This is a genomic window from Nonomuraea sp. NPDC049625 (assembly GCF_040675285.1).
GTDB lineage: Bacteria > Actinomycetota > Actinomycetes > Streptosporangiales > Streptosporangiaceae > Nonomuraea > Nonomuraea angiospora_A.
Window position 1 is genome coordinate 260,531 of sequence record NZ_JBFAOQ010000016.1, and the last position, 18,132, is coordinate 278,662.

General features: G+C 70.8%; 21 protein-coding genes. 8 read left to right on the plus strand and 13 right to left on the minus strand.

Annotated features, from left to right (window positions below):
- Positions 1-2,097, minus strand: a complete 2,097-nt coding sequence (locus AB0J87_RS49100; RefSeq protein ID WP_363979020.1) for a flotillin family protein — start codon at positions 2,095-2,097, stop codon at positions 1-3.
- Entirely contained in the window at positions 2,097-2,648 is a 552-nt protein-coding gene (locus AB0J87_RS49105; protein ID WP_350724016.1) for a hypothetical protein, read from the minus strand. Before AB0J87_RS49105 ends, AB0J87_RS49100 begins: the two co-directional genes overlap by 1 nt.
- 141 nt (positions 2,649-2,789) lie before the next feature.
- Here AB0J87_RS49105 and AB0J87_RS49110 point away from each other — a divergent pair, with 141 nt between their 5' ends.
- Positions 2,790-3,716, plus strand: coding sequence for an NADP-dependent oxidoreductase (locus AB0J87_RS49110; RefSeq protein ID WP_363979024.1), 927 nt, complete (start codon positions 2,790-2,792; stop codon positions 3,714-3,716).
- On the opposite strand, the gene AB0J87_RS49115 is transcribed toward AB0J87_RS49110, so the two are convergent.
- Genes AB0J87_RS49115 through AB0J87_RS49125 form a run of 3 tightly spaced genes read right to left on the minus strand, consistent with a single transcriptional unit; the run spans position 3,704 to position 6,047 of the window.
- The gene (locus tag AB0J87_RS49115) at positions 3,704-4,618 is read right to left on the minus strand and encodes an aminoglycoside phosphotransferase family protein (protein ID WP_363979027.1); all 915 of its coding nucleotides are present in this window, start codon (positions 4,616-4,618) and stop codon (positions 3,704-3,706) included. The genes AB0J87_RS49110 and AB0J87_RS49115 overlap by 13 nt on opposite strands.
- A 27-nt stretch (positions 4,619-4,645) precedes the next feature.
- The gene (locus tag AB0J87_RS49120) at positions 4,646-5,524 is read right to left on the minus strand and encodes a 1,4-dihydroxy-2-naphthoyl-CoA synthase (RefSeq protein ID WP_363979030.1); all 879 of its coding nucleotides are present in this window, start codon (positions 5,522-5,524) and stop codon (positions 4,646-4,648) included.
- Between the two features lie 10 nt (positions 5,525-5,534).
- Positions 5,535-6,047 carry a PadR family transcriptional regulator gene (locus AB0J87_RS49125; RefSeq protein WP_350724009.1) on the minus strand — a complete coding sequence of 171 codons (513 nt, stop codon included), beginning with the start codon at positions 6,045-6,047 and terminating at the stop codon, positions 5,535-5,537.
- A 77-nt stretch (positions 6,048-6,124) separates the two neighbouring features.
- Here AB0J87_RS49125 and AB0J87_RS49130 point away from each other — a divergent pair, with 77 nt between their 5' ends.
- Positions 6,125-6,679 carry a hypothetical protein gene (locus AB0J87_RS49130; protein ID WP_363979033.1) on the plus strand — a complete coding sequence of 185 codons (555 nt, stop codon included), beginning with the start codon at positions 6,125-6,127 and terminating at the stop codon, positions 6,677-6,679.
- Here AB0J87_RS49130 and AB0J87_RS49135 read toward each other — a convergent pair.
- Positions 6,672-7,004, minus strand: a complete 333-nt coding sequence (locus AB0J87_RS49135) for a metalloregulator ArsR/SmtB family transcription factor (RefSeq protein ID WP_090938046.1) — start codon at positions 7,002-7,004, stop codon at positions 6,672-6,674. The genes AB0J87_RS49130 and AB0J87_RS49135 overlap by 8 nt on opposite strands.
- Before the next feature lie 87 nt (positions 7,005-7,091).
- Here AB0J87_RS49135 and AB0J87_RS49140 point away from each other — a divergent pair, with 87 nt between their 5' ends.
- Complete coding sequence (locus tag AB0J87_RS49140) at positions 7,092-7,262, plus strand: DUF3073 domain-containing protein (RefSeq protein ID WP_363979036.1); 171 nt, start codon at positions 7,092-7,094, stop codon at positions 7,260-7,262.
- Here the strand turns inward: AB0J87_RS49140 and AB0J87_RS49145 are convergent.
- A complete protein-coding gene (locus AB0J87_RS49145) occupies positions 7,225-8,493 on the minus strand; it encodes a cytochrome P450 (RefSeq protein ID WP_363979039.1) in 1,269 nt (422 codons plus the stop codon). The two genes, AB0J87_RS49140 and AB0J87_RS49145, sit on opposite strands and share 38 nt — an antisense overlap.
- Positions 8,494-8,559: 66 nt before the next feature.
- Between AB0J87_RS49145 and AB0J87_RS49150 the strand changes: the two genes are divergently transcribed.
- Both AB0J87_RS49150 and AB0J87_RS49155 read left to right on the plus strand, forming a co-directional pair.
- Positions 8,560-9,156: a TetR family transcriptional regulator C-terminal domain-containing protein gene (locus AB0J87_RS49150; RefSeq protein WP_363979042.1), complete on the plus strand. Its 597-nt coding sequence runs from the start codon at positions 8,560-8,562 to the stop codon at positions 9,154-9,156.
- 74 nt (positions 9,157-9,230) lie between these two features.
- Positions 9,231-9,797: an NAD(P)-binding domain-containing protein gene (locus tag AB0J87_RS49155; protein WP_363979045.1), complete on the plus strand. Its 567-nt coding sequence runs from the start codon at positions 9,231-9,233 to the stop codon at positions 9,795-9,797.
- Positions 9,798-10,096: 299 nt separating this feature from the next.
- Here AB0J87_RS49155 and AB0J87_RS49160 read toward each other — a convergent pair whose 3' ends face one another.
- The 6 genes from AB0J87_RS49160 to AB0J87_RS49185 all read right to left on the minus strand — a co-directional run bounded on the left by AB0J87_RS49160 (position 10,097) and on the right by AB0J87_RS49185 (position 15,084).
- Positions 10,097-11,503, minus strand: coding sequence for an LCP family protein (locus AB0J87_RS49160; RefSeq protein WP_350723999.1), 1,407 nt, complete (start codon positions 11,501-11,503; stop codon positions 10,097-10,099).
- 134 nt (positions 11,504-11,637) lie between these two features.
- A complete protein-coding gene (locus AB0J87_RS49165; protein WP_185069447.1) occupies positions 11,638-11,904 on the minus strand; it encodes a DUF6510 family protein in 267 nt (88 codons plus the stop codon).
- 11 nt (positions 11,905-11,915) lie between these two features.
- A complete protein-coding gene (locus AB0J87_RS49170; protein ID WP_363979050.1) occupies positions 11,916-12,629 on the minus strand; it encodes a ferredoxin reductase in 714 nt (237 codons plus the stop codon).
- Between the two features lies 1 nt (position 12,630).
- The gene (locus AB0J87_RS49175) at positions 12,631-13,230 is read right to left on the minus strand and encodes a sulfite oxidase-like oxidoreductase (RefSeq protein WP_363979053.1); all 600 of its coding nucleotides are present in this window, start codon (positions 13,228-13,230) and stop codon (positions 12,631-12,633) included.
- 19 nt (positions 13,231-13,249) lie between these two features.
- Positions 13,250-13,909 (minus strand): response regulator transcription factor, encoded by a 660-nt coding sequence (locus AB0J87_RS49180; protein ID WP_363979056.1) that lies wholly within the window; start codon positions 13,907-13,909, stop codon positions 13,250-13,252.
- The gene (locus AB0J87_RS49185) at positions 13,906-15,084 is read right to left on the minus strand and encodes a sensor histidine kinase (protein ID WP_363979059.1); all 1,179 of its coding nucleotides are present in this window, start codon (positions 15,082-15,084) and stop codon (positions 13,906-13,908) included. Before AB0J87_RS49185 ends, AB0J87_RS49180 begins: the two co-directional genes overlap by 4 nt.
- A gap of 167 nt (positions 15,085-15,251) precedes the next feature.
- Between AB0J87_RS49185 and AB0J87_RS49190 the strand changes: the two genes are divergently transcribed.
- The 3 genes from AB0J87_RS49190 to AB0J87_RS49200 are packed head-to-tail and all read left to right on the plus strand — an operon-like array spanning position 15,252 to position 18,096.
- A complete protein-coding gene (locus AB0J87_RS49190; RefSeq protein WP_363979062.1) occupies positions 15,252-16,265 on the plus strand; it encodes a carboxymuconolactone decarboxylase family protein in 1,014 nt (337 codons plus the stop codon).
- Positions 16,262-16,651, plus strand: a complete 390-nt coding sequence (locus AB0J87_RS49195; protein ID WP_225963822.1) for a hypothetical protein — start codon at positions 16,262-16,264, stop codon at positions 16,649-16,651. The genes AB0J87_RS49190 and AB0J87_RS49195 overlap by 4 nt, the downstream gene beginning before the upstream one ends.
- Positions 16,648-18,096, plus strand: coding sequence for a multicopper oxidase family protein (locus AB0J87_RS49200; RefSeq protein ID WP_363979065.1), 1,449 nt, complete (start codon positions 16,648-16,650; stop codon positions 18,094-18,096). The genes AB0J87_RS49195 and AB0J87_RS49200 overlap by 4 nt, the downstream gene beginning before the upstream one ends.
- Positions 18,097-18,132: the final 36 nt, after the last annotated feature.

Sequence of the window (18,132 nt, forward strand, 5' to 3'; positions counted from 1 at the left end):
TCACCGAGCGGCCCCGGCGAGCGCCGCCACGGGGGAGTCGGCCAGGCCGAGCCTGCGGGCCGTCTCCAGCAGCTCGCCGAGCGCCGTCGCCTGCGGGCCGCCGTCCTGGATGAGCCGCATGAGGAGGGCGGAGACGGTCAGGTTCTTGATGTCCTCGGTACGCACGCCGCCGATCACGTTCGCCAGGTCGGTCGCCAGGCTGGCCGAGCCGTTCACGTACGGCGAGACCAGCGCGCCCGCGACCTCCGAGTGGTCCACGAACCCGTCGACCACCTTGCCCGCGGTGATGGACCCGACCACCTTGTCGAAGAACATCGTGTCGCCGCCGACGATGTCGATGTTCGCCTTGGCGAGACCGGCGGCCAGCACGCTCGCCTGCGACTCCGCCACCTGCCGCGACACGTCGATGTGCTTGAGCCTGATCTCCTTGTCGGCCTCCAGGCGCAGGCGGTACTCCTCGTGCGCCCTGCTGGCCTCGTCCAGCGCCGCCATCGCGGCCGCCTTCTGCGTGAGACCCTCGGCCTCGGCCTTGAGCTTCTCGCCCACCGCGGCCGCCCCGGCCAGCGCCATCGCCTGCTCACCCTCGGCCTGCGCCTTGAGCCGGTCGCCCTCGACCAGCGCCATGGACTTGGCGCCCTCGGCCTCGGCGGCCAGCCGCTCCTTCAGCACCAGCGCCTCCGCGCGGCCGACCTTCTCGATGGCCTCGGCGTCGCGCTCCTTGACCTGTACCTCCGCCAGCCCGGCCGCGGCCGACTCGGCCTGGATGCCCTCGGCCAGCCGGATCTTGGCCCTGGTCTCCAGCTCGGCCGCCTGCTGCCTGGCCTCGGCGAGCACCAGCTCCTCGCGGGCCTTGAACTTGGACGCGGCCTCCGCGGCCTCGGCCGCCTTGATGTCCTTGACCAGGTTCTCCTGGGCCTCGGCCTCGGCGGCGATGATCACAGTCTGGCGGGTGCGCTCGGCCTCCTCGACCACGCGCAGCCGCTTGATGCTCTCCTCCTGCTCGGCCACGGTCTTGTCGACCGCGATGCGCTCGCGGATGACCTCGGCGATGGTCCGCTTCTCGGTCTCGACCTCTTTGTCCTTGGCGATGCGCGACAGCTCGGTCTCCCGCTCGCGGGCGATGACCTCCAGCACGCGGTCCTTCTCGATCCGCTCGGACTCGATCGCGATCACGCGCTCGCGGTTCTTCTCGGCGACCGCGATCTCACGGGCGCGGTTCTCGTTCTGCACGCCGAGCTGCTCGTCGGCCTTGATGTTCGCGCTCTGGGCGCGCAGCCGCTCCTCGGCCTGCACGCGGGCGATCTCCGCCTCCTCGCGGGCCTTGACGGTCTCGATCTCCCGCCGCTGCTTGAGCTCGGCGTCGGCCTGGCGGCGCTGCAGCTCCAGGATGGCCTCGCGGGCGTCGACGTTCTGGCGGGTGATCTCCTTCTCCTCGTTGCGCTGGAACTCGTTCGTGCGCACGTGCTCGATCGCCGTCAGCTCGGTGATCTTGCGGATGCCCTGCGCGTCGAGGATGTTGCTCTTGTCGAGCTGCATGAGCGAGGTCTGCTCGAGGTAGTCGATGGCGGCGTCCTCGAGGCTGTAGCCGTTCAGGTCCGTGCCGATGAGCCGGACGATCTGGTCCCTGAACTCGTCGCGCTTGGTGTAGAGGTCCACGAAGTCGAGCTGCTTGCCGGCCGTCTTGAGCGCCTCGGAGAACTTCGCGCTGAACAGCTCCTGCAGCGTCGACTCGTCACTGGCGCGCACGGTGCCGATGGCCTGGGCGACCTTGATGACGTCCTCGGCGGTCTTGTTCACGCGGACGAAGAACGTGATCTTGATGTCGGCCCTGATGTTGTCCTGGCAGATGAGCCCTTCGCGGCCGGTCCGCTCGATCTCGATGGTCTTGACCGAGATGTCCATGGTCTCGGCCTTGTGGACGACCGGTAAGACGACGGCGCCGGTGAACGTCACGTCCACTTTGTTGACCTTGGAGATGATCAGTGCCTTGCCCTGATCCACCTTGCGGAAAAGGCGGCCGATGACGACGAGCAGGCCAATCACGATGACCAGGATGACGGCGAGAAATACGCCGAAGCCGGTGGAGATGACGTCCATCAGTGCTCACTTTCGTAGGGCATGACCCAGAAGAATTCGCCGTCTTTGTCGTATTCGAAGATGAGTGCGTCGTCGCCGCGGGCGAGGCGGTCCTCGCCGGTCGTGCGTACCTGCACGATCGCGGACGAGCCGTCGGCGGCCGTGACCTCGGCCTGGCCGAAGTCAGGGGTGGCCGCGCCGGTGCGGATCACGCACATCTGGCCGACGAAATCACCACGCGAGTGCCGGTCCCCGGCGGGGAACAGCCTGCGTAGCGGACCCAGCAGACCACGGATGGCCAGCCAGGCCCCGACCGGTGCGGCGAAGGGGACGGCGATCAGCAGGCCGCCACTCGCCACCACGCTGCCTATCAGGCAGAGCAACCAGGCCAGGGCAATCAACAGCGAAAGCACGATCCCGGCCGGGACTCCCCCGAGGCCCAGCCAGGTGGCGTCATCTTCCAGTTCGAACAGCCCGGTGATCACGGTCAGCCAATAGCCGATGACCACCACGAGAAGGAAAGTGAAAATGACAGTCGGAAAGCTCAGTACGGTGTCTAAGAACTCGATCATCCCGCCCCGTGTGCCCATCCCCCGTTGATGTCCTGACGGACTATATACAGATAAAGCGCGACTAAAGCGGAAAGTTCCCGAAAAGTCTGGTGACTTTCCCGGCTTGACCTCCACTTAGGTTGAGGTTGCAGGGTTGGGCTCATGACTGACGTGATGAGAGCCGCGGCCTTCGCCGAACCCGGCGGCCCGGAGGTCCTGAAGGTGATGGAGCTGCCCGCGCCCCAGGCGGGTCCCGGCCAGGTCAGGGTGCGGGTGCGCGCGGCCGGCGTGCAGCCGTTCGACACGGCCGTACGGGCGGGGTGGTTGCCGCCGTACATGGGCCCCGTTCCCTTCCCGCGCATTCCGGGCAACGAGTTCGCGGGCGTGGTGGACCAGGTGGGTGACGGGGTGACCGGGGTGTCCGCGGGGGACGAGGTGCTCGGGTTCTCGGCGCTGTACGCCTATGCCGAGTACATCGTGGTGCCGGGGACGGACGTGGCGCCCAAGCCGGCGGGGGTGCCGTGGGAGGTGGCCGGCGGGCTGACCTCGGGCGTGCAGACCGCCGAGCTGGCGATCGACGGGCTCGGCCTCGCGGAGGGCGAGACGCTGCTCGTGCACGGCGCGGCCGGGTCCATGGGCACGGCGGCCGTGCAGATCGCCCGGCGGCGCGGGGCCACCGTGATCGGCACGGCCCGCGAGGCCAACCACGACTACCTGCGCGACCTCGGCGCCATCCCGGTGGTCTACGGCGAAGGGCTCGCCGACCGGGTACGCGCGCTCGCCCCGGACGGTGTGGACGCCGCGCTCGACGGGGCCGGAGGTCACGCGCTGGAGGTCTCGATCGAGCTGGTCAAGGACCGCGCCCGGATCGTCACGCTGGTCGAGCACGGCAAGGCGGCCGAACTGGGCGTCCGGGTGGTGCAGGGGCAGCGCTCCGCCGAGCGGCTAGGGCGCTACGCCCGCCTGTACGCCGAAGGCGCCTTCACGTTCGCGGTACGCAGGACGTACCCGCTGGAGGACGCGGCGGAGGCGCACCGGGAGATCGAGACCGGCCACGGCCAGGGCAAGATCGTCCTTCAGATCCGCTGACGTACGGCCTCGGCGACGGCGAGGCCGATCTCGTTGAGCTCGGTCTCCCCGTCCTTGACGTCCCACAGGGCGTTCTGCAGCACCCGGCCGAGCGTCCACCCGGCAGCCCGCCGGGGGTCGAGGCCGAGCCGGTCCACCATGAGGTCGAAGCGGCGCAGCACGGCCCGCCGCACGTCGCCGGTCGCGACCACGTCGTCCCAGCGGTTGTGCAGGGCGGGCAGCAGGTCGAACCCCGGGTCGCCCGCCAGCGGCTTGGGGTCGATGCTCAGCCACGGCTCCCGGCCGGCGGCCAGCACGTTGTCGTAGTGCAGGTCCCAGTGCAGCAGCCGGTCGCCCGGCTCGGGGACGAGCTCGCCGACGGCGCCCGCGCAGTAGCGGATCCATTGGCGGTCGCTCTCGCGCGGCAGCTTCGCCACGGCCCTGTCCACGTCGTCCAGCATGGCTCGCGCGATGTCGCCCAGCCGGCGCATCCCCTCGGGCGCCGGGTAGGACACCAGGCGGGCCAGGAGGTCCGCGAGGATGCCCAGGGCCTTCATGTCGTCCGGCATGCCGGACAGCGAGCGGTCGGCCTCCAGCCGTTCGAGCAGCAGGGTGCCGGTCCCGGGGTCGGAGTCGAGCAGCAGCACCGACGCGTCACCGGCCCAGGTGCGCAGGCCGGGGGCCTCGGTGGCGTTCTCGTCGTTGACGGGCTGGAGCTTGAGCGCCGCCTTCGTGCCGTCCTCGCGTAAGACGGGCAGCACGAGGGACACCACCCCGTGCCTGGACTCCCCGTCCAGCCGCAGCGCCCACTCCTCCAGGTAACGCTCAGCCAGCGCGGGCAGCCCCGCGGACCAGGCGCGACCGGCCTCCCCGTCGTATTTCACGTGGGATTCGGTCAACGCCGCCGGCACCCTGATCTTCATGCCCCCAGTCTGCCCGGGGACGGCGGTTCAGAAGTGCCAGGGGTACGGCGACCAGTCGGGCTCGCGCTTCTGCAGGAAGGAGTCGCGCCCCTCGGCGGCCTCCTCCGTCATGTACGCCAGCCGCGTCGCCTCGCCGGCGAACACCTGCTGCCCGACGAGCCCGTCGTCGATCGCGTTGAAGGCGAACTTGAGCATGCGCTGCGCCGTCGGCGACTTGCCGTTGATCTTGCGGCCCCACTCCAGGGCCGTGCGCTCCAGCTCCTCGTGCGGGACGACGGCGTTGACCATGCCCATGCGGTGCGCGTCGGCCGCCGTGTAGGTGTCGCCGAGGAAGAAGATCTCGCGGGCGAACTTCTGTCCGACCTGCCGCGCGAGGTAGGCCGAGCCGAAGCCGCCGTCGAAGCTGGCCACGTCGGCGTCGGTCTGCTTGAAGCGGGCGTGCTCGGCGCTGGCCAGTGTGAGATCCGCCACGACGTGCAGGCTGTGGCCGCCGCCCGCGGCCCAGCCGGGCACCACGCAGATCACGATCTTGGGCATGAACCGGATGAGCCGCTGCACCTCCAGGATGTGCAGCCGCCCGGTGGCCGCCGAGCCGTCGGCGTACTGGTAGCCGTCCTTGCCCCTGATGCGCTGGTCGCCGCCGGAGCAGAAGGCCCACCCGCCGTCCTTGGGCGAGGGGCCGTTGCCGGTGAGCAGCACGCAGCCGACGTCGGTGGTCTGCCTGGCGTGATCGAGCGCGCGGTAGAGCTCGTCCACGGTTGCGGGCCGGAAGGCGTTGCGCACCTCGGGGCGGTTGAACGCGATCCGCACCGTGCCCTGGTCGACTGCCCGGTGATAGGTGATGTCGGTGAAGTCGAATCCCTCGACCGCCTGCCACGCCTTGGGATCGAACAGCTCGGAGACCATGCGCCAGAGCCTAACGGATCTGACCTTCGGCCCATTCGGCCCACTCCTGCTGCGCCTTGCCCAGTCGCAGGCCGTATTCGAGGCTGATCCGGCCGTACGCCGAGAGGTTGTCCTCGCGGTTCTCGAGGAACTCGCGGAGGCCCTCCAGGTGCTCCACGTGCTTGCGGACGTGTTCGGCCTGGTGGCGGAGGTATCCGCGGGCCTGCTCGGGCGCGACCTGGGCCAGGAAGAACACGCGGAGCAGCATGTCGCTGCGCAGGACCCTGGTCGGCTCGACCTCGGTGATCCAGTGGCGCAGCTCGGCCAGGCCCGCCTCGGTGACCGCGTACTCCTTGCGGCCACGCGGGCCCTCGGCCGACACGTCCACGAGACCCGCGTCGGCCAGTTTGCCCAGCTCCGCGTAGAGCTGGCTCTGCGTGGCGGGCCACACGTTCGACAACGAGATGTCGAACATCTTCATCAGGTCGTATCCGCTCGCGGGCCCCTCGGAGAGCAGTCCCAGCACGGCGTGTCGAAGGCTCATATTCCTATGTTGACATATCAGCGCAGGAGGTTCTAGCTTCGACATGTCACTTTAGGAATGTGGAAGGACACCCCACCATGCGCGGTCTGCTCGGCTTCCTGCCCTGGATCGTCTACGCGGTCATCGCCACCGGCGACGAGTGGCGCTGGGGCGCCATCACCGGGCTCGTCATCGCCCTCGGCCTCGTCGTCATCGACCGCAGGGCGGGCAAGGCCTGGGACGAGATGGTGATCGAGAGCAGCGCGGCGCTGTTCTTCGCCTGCCTCACGGCGCTGTCGCTGGTGGCCCCGCACTCGCCGCTCACTCCGTACGGCCCCGCGCTGGTCAACGTCTGGCTGGCGGGCACCGCCTGGGGCTCGCTGGCGATCCGCAGGCCCTTCACGCTCGGCATCGCGCGCACGATGGCGCCGAAGGAGGTCTGGGAGACCCCGCGGTTCTACCGCGTCAACGCGTTGATCACCACGGTCTGGGCGGCGGCCTTCACCGTCGCCGCGGCCTCCCTGACGCTCGTGCTTTCCGTCTCACCTCACGCGACGACGCTCGTCATCGCCATCAAGGTGCTCACATTCGTTCTGCCCGCCGTCTTCACGGCCTGGTACCCCAAGCGCGTGCGGCAGGCGCCGGCTAAGTGACCTCCGCTCGCAGCTCCGCGAGCAGCTCGCCCTGGTCGGCGAGCATGTCGGTGAGAATCCTGCGGGCAGCCCCGAGCAGGTCGGCCAGCTCGGGTGTGGCCAGCGTGTAGACGACGGTGCTGCCCTCGCGAATCGCGCTCACGATCCCCGCTCTGCGCAGGACGGCGAGCTGCTGGGAGAGGCTCGAGGCCTCGATGTCGATCTGGGCCAGCAGATCCCGGACGGGAAGCGGCCCTTCCTGGAGTAGCTCCAACACTCGGATGCGAGCGGGGTGGCCGAGCGTTCTGAAGAAGTCGGCCTTGGCCTGGTGGACCTCCACGTGCATATAGCCCAGACTAATCCAGCGCAGTTGCATAATTCTTCAAGTCGTAACGTTGTTGGATAGCATGACAGCGGGGACTAGGGAGTAGCCATGGGCCGAGGAAGAGCCAAGGCGAAGCAGACGAAGGTCGCTCGCCAGCTGAAGTACACCAACCACAACATCGACTATGACCGGCTTCGCGAGGAGTTGGGAGCCGATGCGCGTAGCGAGGAGATCTATCCGCCTACGGCGTCCGAGCAGGAGTCCGAGCGCGCGCAGTGACGCGGGTCAGGTTCGCGGGTGCGAGCGTGACGTTCTTCAGCCGCCTGGCCTCCGGTGCCTGATCGGGTGCCGTGAGCTCCAGGCGGTGCAGTACCTCGCGGATGATGACGCGCATCTCCAGCAGCGCCAGCTGCGCGCCGACGCAGAAGCGCCGCCCGCCGCCGAACGGCATCCAGGCCCTGCTCTGGGGTCCGTCGAGGAAGCGCTCCGGGCGGAACTCGTCGGGTTCGGGGAAGGCGGCGGGGTCGTGGTGCACGAGCGGGATGAACGGTCCGGCGTACCATCCGGCGGGGATCTCGTACTCGCCGAGCCGTAGCGGGGCGTCGAGCATTCTCGGCGCCTCGTAGACGACCGGCCTGACCCGCAGCACCTCCTTGACCACCGCGTCGAGGTAGGTCTCGTCGTCGGGGAGCCGGTCGAGGATCTCGGGCATGCGCAGGAGCCGTTCGAAGGCCCAGGCGAGGCCGGTGGCGGTGGTCTCGTGCCCGGCGAGGAGCATGGTGATCAGTTCGTCGCGGATCTCATGGTCGCTCAGCTCGGTGTCCAGCAGGCGGCCGAGCACGTCGGTGCCTCCTGGCGCGGCCCGGCGGCGGCGGATCTCGTCGAACAGGATCGCGTCCACCTCGGCGCTCACCCGTACGAACCGGGGGTAGGGCCCGAACGGGATCCTGCGGAACTTCTCCGGGAGCATGGGGATCAGCGGGGACCCGCCGGTCTCGATCAGGTGGGGCAGCAGCGCGCGGAGCCGGCTGACGCGCCCGGCGTCCCGGATACCGAAGATCAACCGGATGATGATCTCCAGCGTGATGTCCTGCATGCGGTCGCGCAGCGCGAACGGCCTGCCCAGCGGCCAGGTCGCGATCCGCTCCGCCGCTATGGCCGCGATGTCGTCGCGGTAGCCGGCGACCTGCTTGGCGCGCAGCGGCGGGTTGAGCAGCTTGCGGTGCCGCCACCACGGATCGCCGTCGAGCGTGAGGACGGAGTGCTCGCCCACCATGTGCGCGAGGAACTCGCGCCTCGCCTCGCCCGCGCGTCCGCCGCCGTGGTCGGTCCGGAAGACCTGCTCGGCCAGCTCCCCGGTGGTCACGTAGACCTCCGGCGGGAGGCCGGTGAAGCGGACCGTGAAGATCGGCCCGTACTTGCGCCGGAGCCTGGTGAGCATGCCGGGCGCGTCCCGGATGAACCATGCCGTCTGCATCGCCGAGGGAAGTCTCGGCCCTGGAGGAATCATTTCCGACCTTTCCTTGTATACGTACGTCCGTCATAGACGCTTGTATATATCTGTAGCATGGATCACGTGGCACGAACAGAGGCCGGTGGATACCGGGAGAGACTGCTGGCGGGAGCGGTGAGCTGCCTGCAGGAGAAGGGCTATGCCCGTACGACGGCCCGGGACCTGGTAGCCGCCTCAGGCACCAACCTGGCCTCCATCGGCTACCACTTCGGCGGCAAGGACGCGCTGCTGAACGAGGCCCTCGCCGAGTTCTTCGACCAGTGGATCGCCCAGGTCGAGCGGGCGATGTTCAGCTCGGAGCCGGGCAGCGCGCGGGAGATGCTGGAGCGCGCCATGACGGAGCTGGTCGACAGGTTCGAGGAGCTGCGGCCGCAGCTCGTGGTCTTCGTCGAGGGCTACCCGGCGGCGCTGCGCGAGAGCGTGCTGCGGGAACGGCTGGCCGAGTCGTACGCCCGCTGCCGCCGTGCGGGCGCCGACATGGTGCGCCGGGCCGTCACCCAGTTCGACATCGAGCTGCCGGTGGCGCCCGAGGTGCTCGTGTCGGTGCTGGTGGCCATCACCGACGGGCTGCTGCTGCAGTGGCTGCTCGATCCGGCCGCCACGCCCGATGCCCGGCAGGTCGTCGATTCCCTCGCCGCTCTCTCGTTGCTCATCGCGTAGCAAGCCTCTGACCTGGGGAGGAATGTCACCGGCGGGGTCTGGTGGGTTCTTTTCGGTGACGAGGTGATCAAGACATGCGTGTGTCAATCGTGGGTTCTGGAAGACTCGGCGTGCCTCTTGGCCGCCTGCTGTCGACGGGCGGACACGAGGTGTTCTTCAGCGACGCCGACCCCGGCCGCGTGGAGGCGGCCACGGCGGCGACCGGCGGGCAGGCCCAAGGCGGCACGCCGATCGAGGCCGCGCGGTTCGGCGAGGTCATCGTGCTGGCGGTGGGATGGGAGGCGTTCCGCGCCGTGTCGGCGGAGCTCGACGGCGCGCTCTCCGGAAAGATCGTCGTCGACCCCAGCAACCCGATCGCCGAACGGGACGGCCTGTCCGTGGTGGTCGCCGTCCCCGGCGGGCTCACCAGCCCGCAGTACCAGCAGCACGTGCTCGGGGCGGAGGTCCGGCTGGTGCGGACGTTCAACACGAAGTACTCGAAGGAACTGCTGACGCTGGGGACGGTGGGGCAGCGGGGCGGGTCGCGGGCCGACATGCCCTACTGGGGGGACGACGAGGCGGCCAAGAAGGCGGTGGTGCCGCTGATCGAGGACGCCGGCTTCACCGCCATCGACGGCGGCGGCCTCTCCGACGCCCTCTGACCCCCACCACACCCGGCCACCGAACCCCCGCTCCCGGCCCACCACACCGCGCACCCGCCCCCCACCGCGCACCGCTCCCGCCGCGCCGATCACCGCACTCGCACTGCCGCCATCGGGTGGCGTATCGCGCTGCTGGTCCATGGCGCCGCGTTTCGGCCGCCCTGGTCCCTTGGCGCGCCGCGTCGGCGGGGTGGGGTGCGGCGGGGCCCGGCGCTCTCGTGCGGTGGCGCGCCGAGGATGCGCCGCTGGCGTCGCCGTGCGATGGGGCTCGGTGCTCTCGTGCGGCGGTGTGCCGGGCGTCAGGTGGCGCAGGTGTCGTGGGTGGCGTCGAAGCCCTTGATCGACTCCGTGTCGTCCGCGCGCAACGGCTTCAGCCCCGTCCAGTCCGAGCCGATCACCAGCACCAGCCGGTTCGTCTGCGCCCCCGCCACCTTCCGCAGCGTGGAGTTCTGGAGGTCGTTGGTGAGGGTGGGTACGCGGGTCTCGCCGTTGGGCCCGTACAGGAGGGTGGTCTTGGCCTGCGGCTTGCGGGCCGAGTCGCCGATCTTGGTGATGTGGTAGCCGCGCTGCTCCAGGGCGGCGGCCACCTGGGTGCCGAGGCCGCTGCGCCAGGTGCCGTTGCGGAGCTCGATCTGGATCTTGGTACGGCCCACCTTGGCCTGGCCGCCCTTGACGCCCTGGACGCTCTGGTCCTTGGCCACGATCTGGAACAGGTGGCCGGCCTGCGGCTGCACCCACTCGACCCGGCCGGGCTGGGTGAGGGAGTAGTGCCAGGGGGTGGTGATGAAGCGGATCTGCCCGGCGTTCAGGCCCTGGAGGCTGGTCGCGAGGTCCTTCATGACGCCGAAGTTCAGGCCGCGGTCGGTGGTCACCGCCTTGGTGCCGGCGTCGAGGATGCCCAGCAGCTTGGCGGGGTCGGTGAGCGTCTCGCCGCTCATGACCTTCTTGACCATCGACGCGATGAACATCTGCTGCCGCTGGATGCGCCCGATGTCCGAGCCGTCGCCCATGCTGTAGCGGGCGCGTACGTAGCCGAGCGCCTGCTCGCCGGTGAGCGTCTGCCGCCCGGCGGGCAGGTGGAGCAGGGCCTTCTTGTCGTTCACCGGCTCGGGCAGGCAGATCTCGACGCCGCCGATGGCGTTGACCATGCTCTTGAAGCCGGTGAAGTCGACCTTCACGAAGTGGTCGATGCGGATGTGGGTGAGCGTCTCGATCGTCTTCCAGGTGCAGGCGATGCCCCCGGAGTTGAACGACTCGTTGATCATGCCCAGGTGCGGCCGCTGGCCGGGCAGGCCGCCGGTGGCGCGGCAGGCGGGGAGCTGGACGAGCGAGTCGCGCGGGAAGCTGACGACCATCGCGTTGTCGCGCTTGGACGAAACGTGCACGAGCATGATCGTGTCGGTGCGCTCACCCGCGATGTGGTGACCGTACTTGGCGTTCTTGCCGTCGCGCTGGTCCGATCCGACGACCAGGACGTTCATGGCGGTGCCCGCGACCTTGGGCGGCCGGGTGGCGCCGAGGTCGTCGGCGGTGACGTCGATGTGCTTGACGTTGCCGGTCAGCTTCGCGTAGACGCCGACGGCCACGCCCGCGACCAGGAGGACCACGGTCACGGTGACCGCGATCGTCCAGCGCAGCCAGCGGCGGCGCCGCCGGGGTGGCGCGCTCGGTTCGGACGGGGGCGCGTCGACTAGCCCGCTGCTCACGTGACTCCAGAGGGACGGGGCCGCGGGCCGCCGCCCATGGCCAAGAGCCTCGCCGTACAGATCTCGGCCGGTTGAACCTGCCCGAGTGTACTCAGTCGGGCACCTTCATGAGGAACGATCTGTCCCCAATGTCGTCAGTCGGGCAGGTTAACGCGCAGTGAAACCGTGCCGCGCAGGTCGAGCCAGGCCGTGCCCGGGCCGCGTACCAGCCGGAGGATCACCTCCTCGCAGCCGGGACACCGGGCCACCAGCCCGGGGTCGGGGCCGTACACGCGGAGCGAGGCGACCGGGCCCGCGAGGCCGCAGCTCGCGCAGCGGCCGGTGGCGGCGGTGACGTCCACGGCGAAGATCTCTCCGAGCGGGCCCGCCAGCGCGTTGCCGTCGAGGTGTTCTGCGGTCATGTGAGCTCCCCCTATCCGAAACGTTCGGTACGGATGCGCTCGGGCGCGTGCCCCAGCGCGAGCAGCAGGTCGGCCGCCGCCTCCACGAACCCTGTCGGCCCGCACACGTAGCAGTCGGGCTCGAAGGTCGCGGGCCAGCCGCCCTCGGCCAGGTCGTCCAGCATGATCCGCCCCGCCGGGCGGGACGCGCCGGACGGCGCGGACCTGGTGTAGAGGTAGGAGATGTCGAGCCCCGGGTCGGAGCGGCGCAGCTCCTCGGCGTAGTAGCGGCGGTCCGGGTCGCGCAGCGAGTAGAGCAGGCGGAACGGCACCCGGCTGCCCGCCTGCCGGCGCGCCCTGATCATCGCCATCAGCGGCACGATCCCCGACCCGCCGGCTACCAGCACGACCGGCGCCTTGCTCTCCGGCCGCCAGACGAACCAGCCGCCCACCGGGCCGCGCAGCTCGACCTGGTCGCCGACCTCGATGACCTCGGTCAGGTACGGCGACACCTCGCCGTCCGGCGCGGTTTCCACGGTCAGATCGACGAGGTCGCCGTCGGCGGGGCCGGCCAGCGAGTAGCTGCGCTGCGCGGTGTAGCCGTCCTCGGCCGTCAGCCGCACGTCCACGTGCTGCCCCGCCAGGTGCCCCGGCCATTCGGGCACCCGGAACCGCAGCGTGCGCGCGGTCGCGGTCTCGGTGACGATCTCGGCGAGCTCGGCCGCCCGCCAGGCCAGGCGGCGCACCTCAGTCGCCCTCGTAGCGCTGCTCGCGCCACGGGTCGCCGTAGTTGTGGTAGCCGGCGGTCTCCCAGAAGCCGGGCCAGTCCTCGTTCAGCAGCCGGATGCCGCGTACCCACTTGGCCGACTTCCAGAAGTACAGGTGCGGCACGATCAGCCGGGCCGGGCCGCCGTGCCGCGGCTCCAGCTCCTCGCCGTCGAAGCGGTGCACGATCCACGCCTTGCCGTCGAGGAGGTCCTCGAGCGGGAGGTTCGTGGTGTAGCCGCCGTACGAGTAGATGAGCGCGTATTCGGCGGCGGTCTCGACGTCCTCGAAGAGCACGTCGAGCGAGACGCCCTCCCAGGTGGTGTCCAGCTTGGTCCACTTGGTCACGCAGTGGATGTCGACCATGGGAGTCTCACTGGGCAGCGCCATGAACTCCTGCCACGACCAGCGGTGGGTCTGCTCCGCCTCGGTGTCGATGGCGAACTCCCACCGGTCCAGCGGCACCCGCGGCGTCGGCCCGGCCGACAGCACGGGGAAGTCGTCGACGAGGTACTGCCCCGGCGGCACCCGGTCGCCGTCCGGCCGGTGCCGTCCGCGGAAACCGCGCGAAATGATGTTCACGCCTCATTTCATCACGCCATCAGCTATGACGCGGTGTCACCAGGCCCGACTCGTACGCGAAGACCACGAGCTGTGCCCGGTCGCGTGCCCGCAGCTTGGTCATGGCCCTGCTGACGTGCGTCTTCGCGGTGGTCGGGCTGATCACCATGTGCGCGGCGATCTCGTCGTTGGACATGCCGCGGGCGACCAGCGCGGTCACCTCGCGCTCGCGGTTGGTGAGCACCTCCAGACCCTGCGGGTCCGGCTCGGGGCGGCGGGCCACGTACTCGCCGATGAGGCGGCGGGTGATGGCGGGGGACAGCAGCGCGTCGCCGCGGGCCGCGACCCTGACGCCCTGCAGCAGGTCGGCGGGCTCGGTGTCCTTGACCAGGAACCCGCTCGCACCCGCCCTGAGCGCGTTGAAGACGTACTCGTCGAGGCCGTAGTTGGTGAGGATCACGACGTGCACCTCGCTCAGCCGCTCGTCGGCCGCGATGCGCCGGGTCGCCTCGATGCCGTCCATCACCGGCATCTGGACGTCGACGAGCGCCACGTCGGGCAGGTGTTCGAGGGCGAGGGCGAGGGCCTGCTCGCCGTTGGCGGCCTCGGCCACGACCTCGATGTCGTCCTCGGCCTCCAGCAGGGCGCGGAAGCCGCCGCGGATGAGTGCCTGGTCGTCCACGAGCAGCACGCGGATCACGTCGGTTCCCCCAGTGGAAGCTCTGCGCGTACGGTGAAGCCGCCCTCCGGGCGGGGCTCGGCCCGCAGCCGGCCGCCGAGCGCCGTGACCCGCTCGCGCATGCCGAGCAGGCCCACGCCGGGCACGGGCGGCGCGTCCCTGCTCGCCAGGCCGTCGTCGTCCACCTGCACGACCAGCTCGTCGCCGCCGAAGTCGACGCGTACGGACGCCGCCGCCCCGCCCGCGTGCCTGGAGACGTTGGTGAGCGCCTCCTGGACGATCCGGTACGCGGCCCGGTCGACCTCGGGCGGCAGCTCGTGCCGTACCCCCGAGATCGTCACCGTGGCGGCCAGCCCGGTCGAGCGGGCCCGCTCCACCAGGTCGTCGAGCCGGTCGAGCCGGCTGTCCTGCGCGCCGGAGCCGTCGGAGCCGTCGGAGCCGCCGGAGCCGTCCGCGGCGTCGGTGTCGCGCAGCACCTCCAGCGTGGCGCGCAGCTCGCGCATGGCGTCCCCGCTGGCCTCCTGGATGGCCAGCAGCGCCCCGGGCACGTCCTCGCCGCGCTTGCGGGCCAGGTGCACGGCCACGCCCGCCTGCACCTTGATGACCGAGATGCTGTGCGTGAGCGAGTCGTGCAGCTCCCTGGCGATCCTGAGCCGCTCCTCGCCCGCGCGCCGGCGCGCGACCTCCTCACGGGTGCGCTCGGCCTCCGCGGCCCGCTGCTCGACCTGCTCCAGGTACGCCTGCCGCTGCCGGGCGACCGTCGCCGTCACCCCCGACGCCAGGAACCAGCCGAGCAGCAACGTCGTTCCCTGGACGATGTCCTTGGGACTCTGCCCGGTCGCGGTGGCCAGGTTGATCGCCAGGCTGACGCCCAGGAACACCACGCTCGCCAGCGCGGGCAGCAGCAAGTGTCCGGCCCATACCGCGGCGAAGACCGCCATCAGCACGGGGAAGGCGGCGGGCGGGCCCGGCTGGGCGTGCACGGAGAAGACGAGCATGCTGACCGTGCCGACGACCAGCGGCACCAGGGGCGCGCGGCGCCACGCGACGAGGGAGAGCGAGCCGACCAGGACGGCGGCCAGGTCCAGGGCGCCCGCCTGCGGCGTGACCAGCACGGTGGCGGCCAGCATGACGGCCACGACGGCGGCGAGCGCGCTGTCCACGGCGAGCGGGTGCCATCCGCGCAGAAAGGTCATCTCTGCACATTAGAGCGTTGACCAGGGCACGATCCTCGCCGCCTGGATGTAATTCCGGACTACTCCCGGCGCAGTACTCCGCACGAAGGTTCTTCCTGGGCGGTAGGTGCATGAGTCAACCACGGCACGACGCCCCGAGGGCCTGAGAAATACCACGATGTCCGGCTATGGAGACACAGTTCCGTTATGTCACGCCGGTGCAGCCGCAGGCGGCGACCGGCCGGGTGGCCCAGGTCTACGCGCAACTCGCGGACGACTTCGGCATGGCGCGCATGGCGGTCTTCCTGACGCTGTCGCCCGCGCCGGACGTGCTCGCCGCGACCTGGGCCGCGCTGCGCGAGTCGCTGCTGGCCGGGACCGCGTCCAGGACCGGGAAGGAGGTCGTGGCGCTGGGCGTGTCGATGGCGAACCGGTGCCCGTTCTGCGTGGCCGCGCACACGACGCTGCTGCACGCGACCGGCGACCACCGGCTGGCGGAGACCATCGCCGCGGGCGGCACGCCCGACGACCCCGAGCACGCCGCGCTGCTGGCCTGGGCCACGTCGCGGCGCGGCGGGGCCTGGATAGGGGCGGAGCACGTCGGGACGGCGCTGACCTTCCACTTCATCAACCGCATGGCCTCGGCCCTGCTCACCGAGAATCTCCTGCCCGCGAACCTCCAGAAATCGCGCCTGGTCAGGAGCGTGGGCGGCCGGGTGATGGCCCGTACGGTGCGCAGGCGGCTGACACCGGGCGCGAGCCTGCCCCTGGTCGCTGACCTGCCCGCGCGGCCGGAGCCCGCCTGGGGCGCCGGCACGGCCGCCGGCGCCGCCTACGCCGCGCTGCGGGCCGCCGGAGCCGCCGGTGGGGAACTGCTCGGGGACGCCGCCCGCGCCGCCGTGGCGGACACGGTGGCGGCCTGGGACGGGGAGCGCCCGCCCATGGGCGGCGCCTGGCTGGACGCGCCGCTCGCCGAGGTTCCGGCGGGGGAGCGCGCCGGGGCGCGGCTGGCCCTGCTCGCCGCGCTCGCACCGTACCGGGTGACCGACGCGGACGTGGCCGCCTGGCGCGGCTCGCGGCCGGACGAGGACCTGGTACGGCTCTGCGCGTTCGGCGCCGCCTCGGCCATGGAACGCATGGAGACCTTCATCACCGCCGGGGAAGCCCTCCCTGCGCGAACACTCCCGGGAGATCGATCATGACCGCGCAACAGACCCTTGCCGTCCGGCCGGCGACCTGGCCCATGTGGGCGCTCAAAGTCGTGGCGCCCCTGCACGCCGTCGCACTGCTGTTCCAGGCGGTGGCGGCGGGCCTGCTGCTTTCCACGCCCGGCGGCCGGGCGCTGCACATGGCTACGGCCGTCGCCCTGCTCGTCATAGGGATCGTCCATGTCGTCGCGGCGATCCTTGTCCGCTGGCCCGGCGGTGGGAAGGCCAAGTTCATCCTTCCGGCGGTGATCCTCCTGGTGGCCACGGTGGTGCAGGCGATTCTCGGAGTCGCTGGGCTGAAGGTCCTGCACGTGCCCTTGGGGGTGCTGATGTTCCACGGAGGCGTCGAGCAGCTCAACCGGGTCATGGCGCGGCAATGACCCACACGCGACGCGACGTGCTGCGGCTGCTGGGACTGGGCGCGGTGGCGGTGGCCGGGGTGCCGGGCTGCTCGCTGATCGCCGGAACCCCGCAGCCGCAGCTCCTGACGAGCGCGGCGCCGCTGCCCAGGCCGTACGCGGTGCCGCTGCCGGTCCCGGAGACGGCCAAGCCGGTGCGCAGCGCGGGCGGGGCCGACTTCTACGAGCTGACCGAGCGGGCGGCCGAGGTGGAGGTGCTGCCGGGCCTGCGTACCGGGATCTGGGGGTACGGGGGCACGTTCCCCGGCCCGACCATCGAGGCCCGCGCCGGGCGACGGACCGTCGTGAAGCTGGTCAACCAGCTCGGCGAGCCGACCGTCCTGCACCTGCACGGCGGGCACACCCCGCCCGAGTCCGACGGCTTCCCCACCGACCTGGTGGCGCCGGGGGCGTCCCGCGAGTACGTGTTCCCGCTGGAGCAGCGGGCCGCCACGCTCTGGTACCACGACCATCGCATGGACTACACGGGGCCGCAGGTCTGGCGCGGGCTGGCCGGGATGTTCCTGGTGCGGGACGCGGAGGAGGAGGCGCTGCCGCTGCCCGCCGGGGAACGCGACCTGCCGCTGCTGATCTGCGACCGGTCGTTCGCCGCCGACGGCACGATGCTGTATCCGGCGCTGGAGGGCCGGCCCGGGGTGCGGGAGGCGTACATGGGGGGCGTGCTCGGGGACGTGATCCTGGTGAACGGGGCGCCGTGGCCCGAGCTGCGGGTGGCCAGGGCCCGGTACCGGCTGCGGCTGTGCAACGCCTCCAACGCCCGGACGTACGAGCTTGCGACCGGCGGGCCGCTGGTCCAGATCGGCTCCGACGGCGGACTGCTGGCTCGGCCGCGTACGGTGCGGCAGCTCCGGCTGGCTCCCGGCGAGCGGGCCGACGTGGTGGTCGACTTCTCCGCGTACAAGGTGGGCCGGCAGGTCGAGCTGCGGAACCTGGCGGGGGAGGGCGCGCAGGCGAGGGTCATGCGGTTCGCCGTGGATCGGGACGAGAAGGACGAGTCGTCCGTGCCGGAGCGGCTGTCCACGGTGGAGGCGCTCGATCCCGGAAAGGCGAAGGTGACGCGGGACTTCGAGTTCAGCAGTGGGGGGATGGGGTGGCTGATCAACGGCAAGCCGTTCGACCCCAAGCGCATGGAGGCCAGGCCCAGGCTCGGGGACATCGAGGTCTGGCGGCTGACCAGCGACGTCGCGCATCCCGTGCACCTGCATCTCGACCACTTCCAGGTGCTGACGGTGAACGGGGAGCGACCGCAGGGGCCGCCCGAGTGGAAGGACACCGTCGAGCTGCGCGAGGCGCAGACCGTCGAGATCGTCACCAGGTTCACCGACTATCGGGGGCGGTACGTGCTGCACTGCCACAACCTCGAACACGAGGACATGGCGATGATGGCGGCTTTCGAGGTGGTATGACCCCGCGTCGGTCCACCGGGAGGGGGTGGGGTCATC

What these genes read in the sequence shown, in the direction of transcription:
- AB0J87_RS49100 (WP_363979020.1), bottom strand. Translation starts at nt 2,097, where the DNA reads ATGGACGTCATCTCCACCGGCTTCGGCGTATTTCTCGCCGTCATCCTG.
- AB0J87_RS49105 (WP_350724016.1), bottom strand. Translation starts at nt 2,648, where the DNA reads ATGATCGAGTTCTTAGACACCGTACTGAGCTTTCCGACTGTCATTTTC.
- AB0J87_RS49110 (WP_363979024.1), top strand. Translation starts at nt 2,790, where the DNA reads ATGACTGACGTGATGAGAGCCGCGGCCTTCGCCGAACCCGGCGGCCCG.
- AB0J87_RS49115 (WP_363979027.1), bottom strand. Translation starts at nt 4,618, where the DNA reads ATGAAGATCAGGGTGCCGGCGGCGTTGACCGAATCCCACGTGAAATAC.
- AB0J87_RS49120 (WP_363979030.1), bottom strand. Translation starts at nt 5,524, where the DNA reads ATGGTCTCCGAGCTGTTCGATCCCAAGGCGTGGCAGGCGGTCGAGGGA.
- AB0J87_RS49125 (WP_350724009.1), bottom strand. Translation starts at nt 6,047, where the DNA reads ATGAGCCTTCGACACGCCGTGCTGGGACTGCTCTCCGAGGGGCCCGCG.
- AB0J87_RS49130 (WP_363979033.1), top strand. Translation starts at nt 6,125, where the DNA reads ATGCGCGGTCTGCTCGGCTTCCTGCCCTGGATCGTCTACGCGGTCATC.
- AB0J87_RS49135 (WP_090938046.1), bottom strand. Translation starts at nt 7,004, where the DNA reads ATGCACGTGGAGGTCCACCAGGCCAAGGCCGACTTCTTCAGAACGCTC.
- AB0J87_RS49140 (WP_363979036.1), top strand. Translation starts at nt 7,092, where the DNA reads ATGGGCCGAGGAAGAGCCAAGGCGAAGCAGACGAAGGTCGCTCGCCAG.
- AB0J87_RS49145 (WP_363979039.1), bottom strand. Translation starts at nt 8,493, where the DNA reads ATGATTCCTCCAGGGCCGAGACTTCCCTCGGCGATGCAGACGGCATGG.
- AB0J87_RS49155 (WP_363979045.1), top strand. Translation starts at nt 9,231, where the DNA reads ATGCGTGTGTCAATCGTGGGTTCTGGAAGACTCGGCGTGCCTCTTGGC.
- AB0J87_RS49165 (WP_185069447.1), bottom strand. Translation starts at nt 11,904, where the DNA reads ATGACCGCAGAACACCTCGACGGCAACGCGCTGGCGGGCCCGCTCGGA.
- AB0J87_RS49185 (WP_363979059.1), bottom strand. Translation starts at nt 15,084, where the DNA reads ATGACCTTTCTGCGCGGATGGCACCCGCTCGCCGTGGACAGCGCGCTC.
- AB0J87_RS49190 (WP_363979062.1), top strand. Translation starts at nt 15,252, where the DNA reads ATGGAGACACAGTTCCGTTATGTCACGCCGGTGCAGCCGCAGGCGGCG.
- AB0J87_RS49195 (WP_225963822.1), top strand. Translation starts at nt 16,262, where the DNA reads ATGACCGCGCAACAGACCCTTGCCGTCCGGCCGGCGACCTGGCCCATG.
- AB0J87_RS49200 (WP_363979065.1), top strand. Translation starts at nt 16,648, where the DNA reads ATGACCCACACGCGACGCGACGTGCTGCGGCTGCTGGGACTGGGCGCG.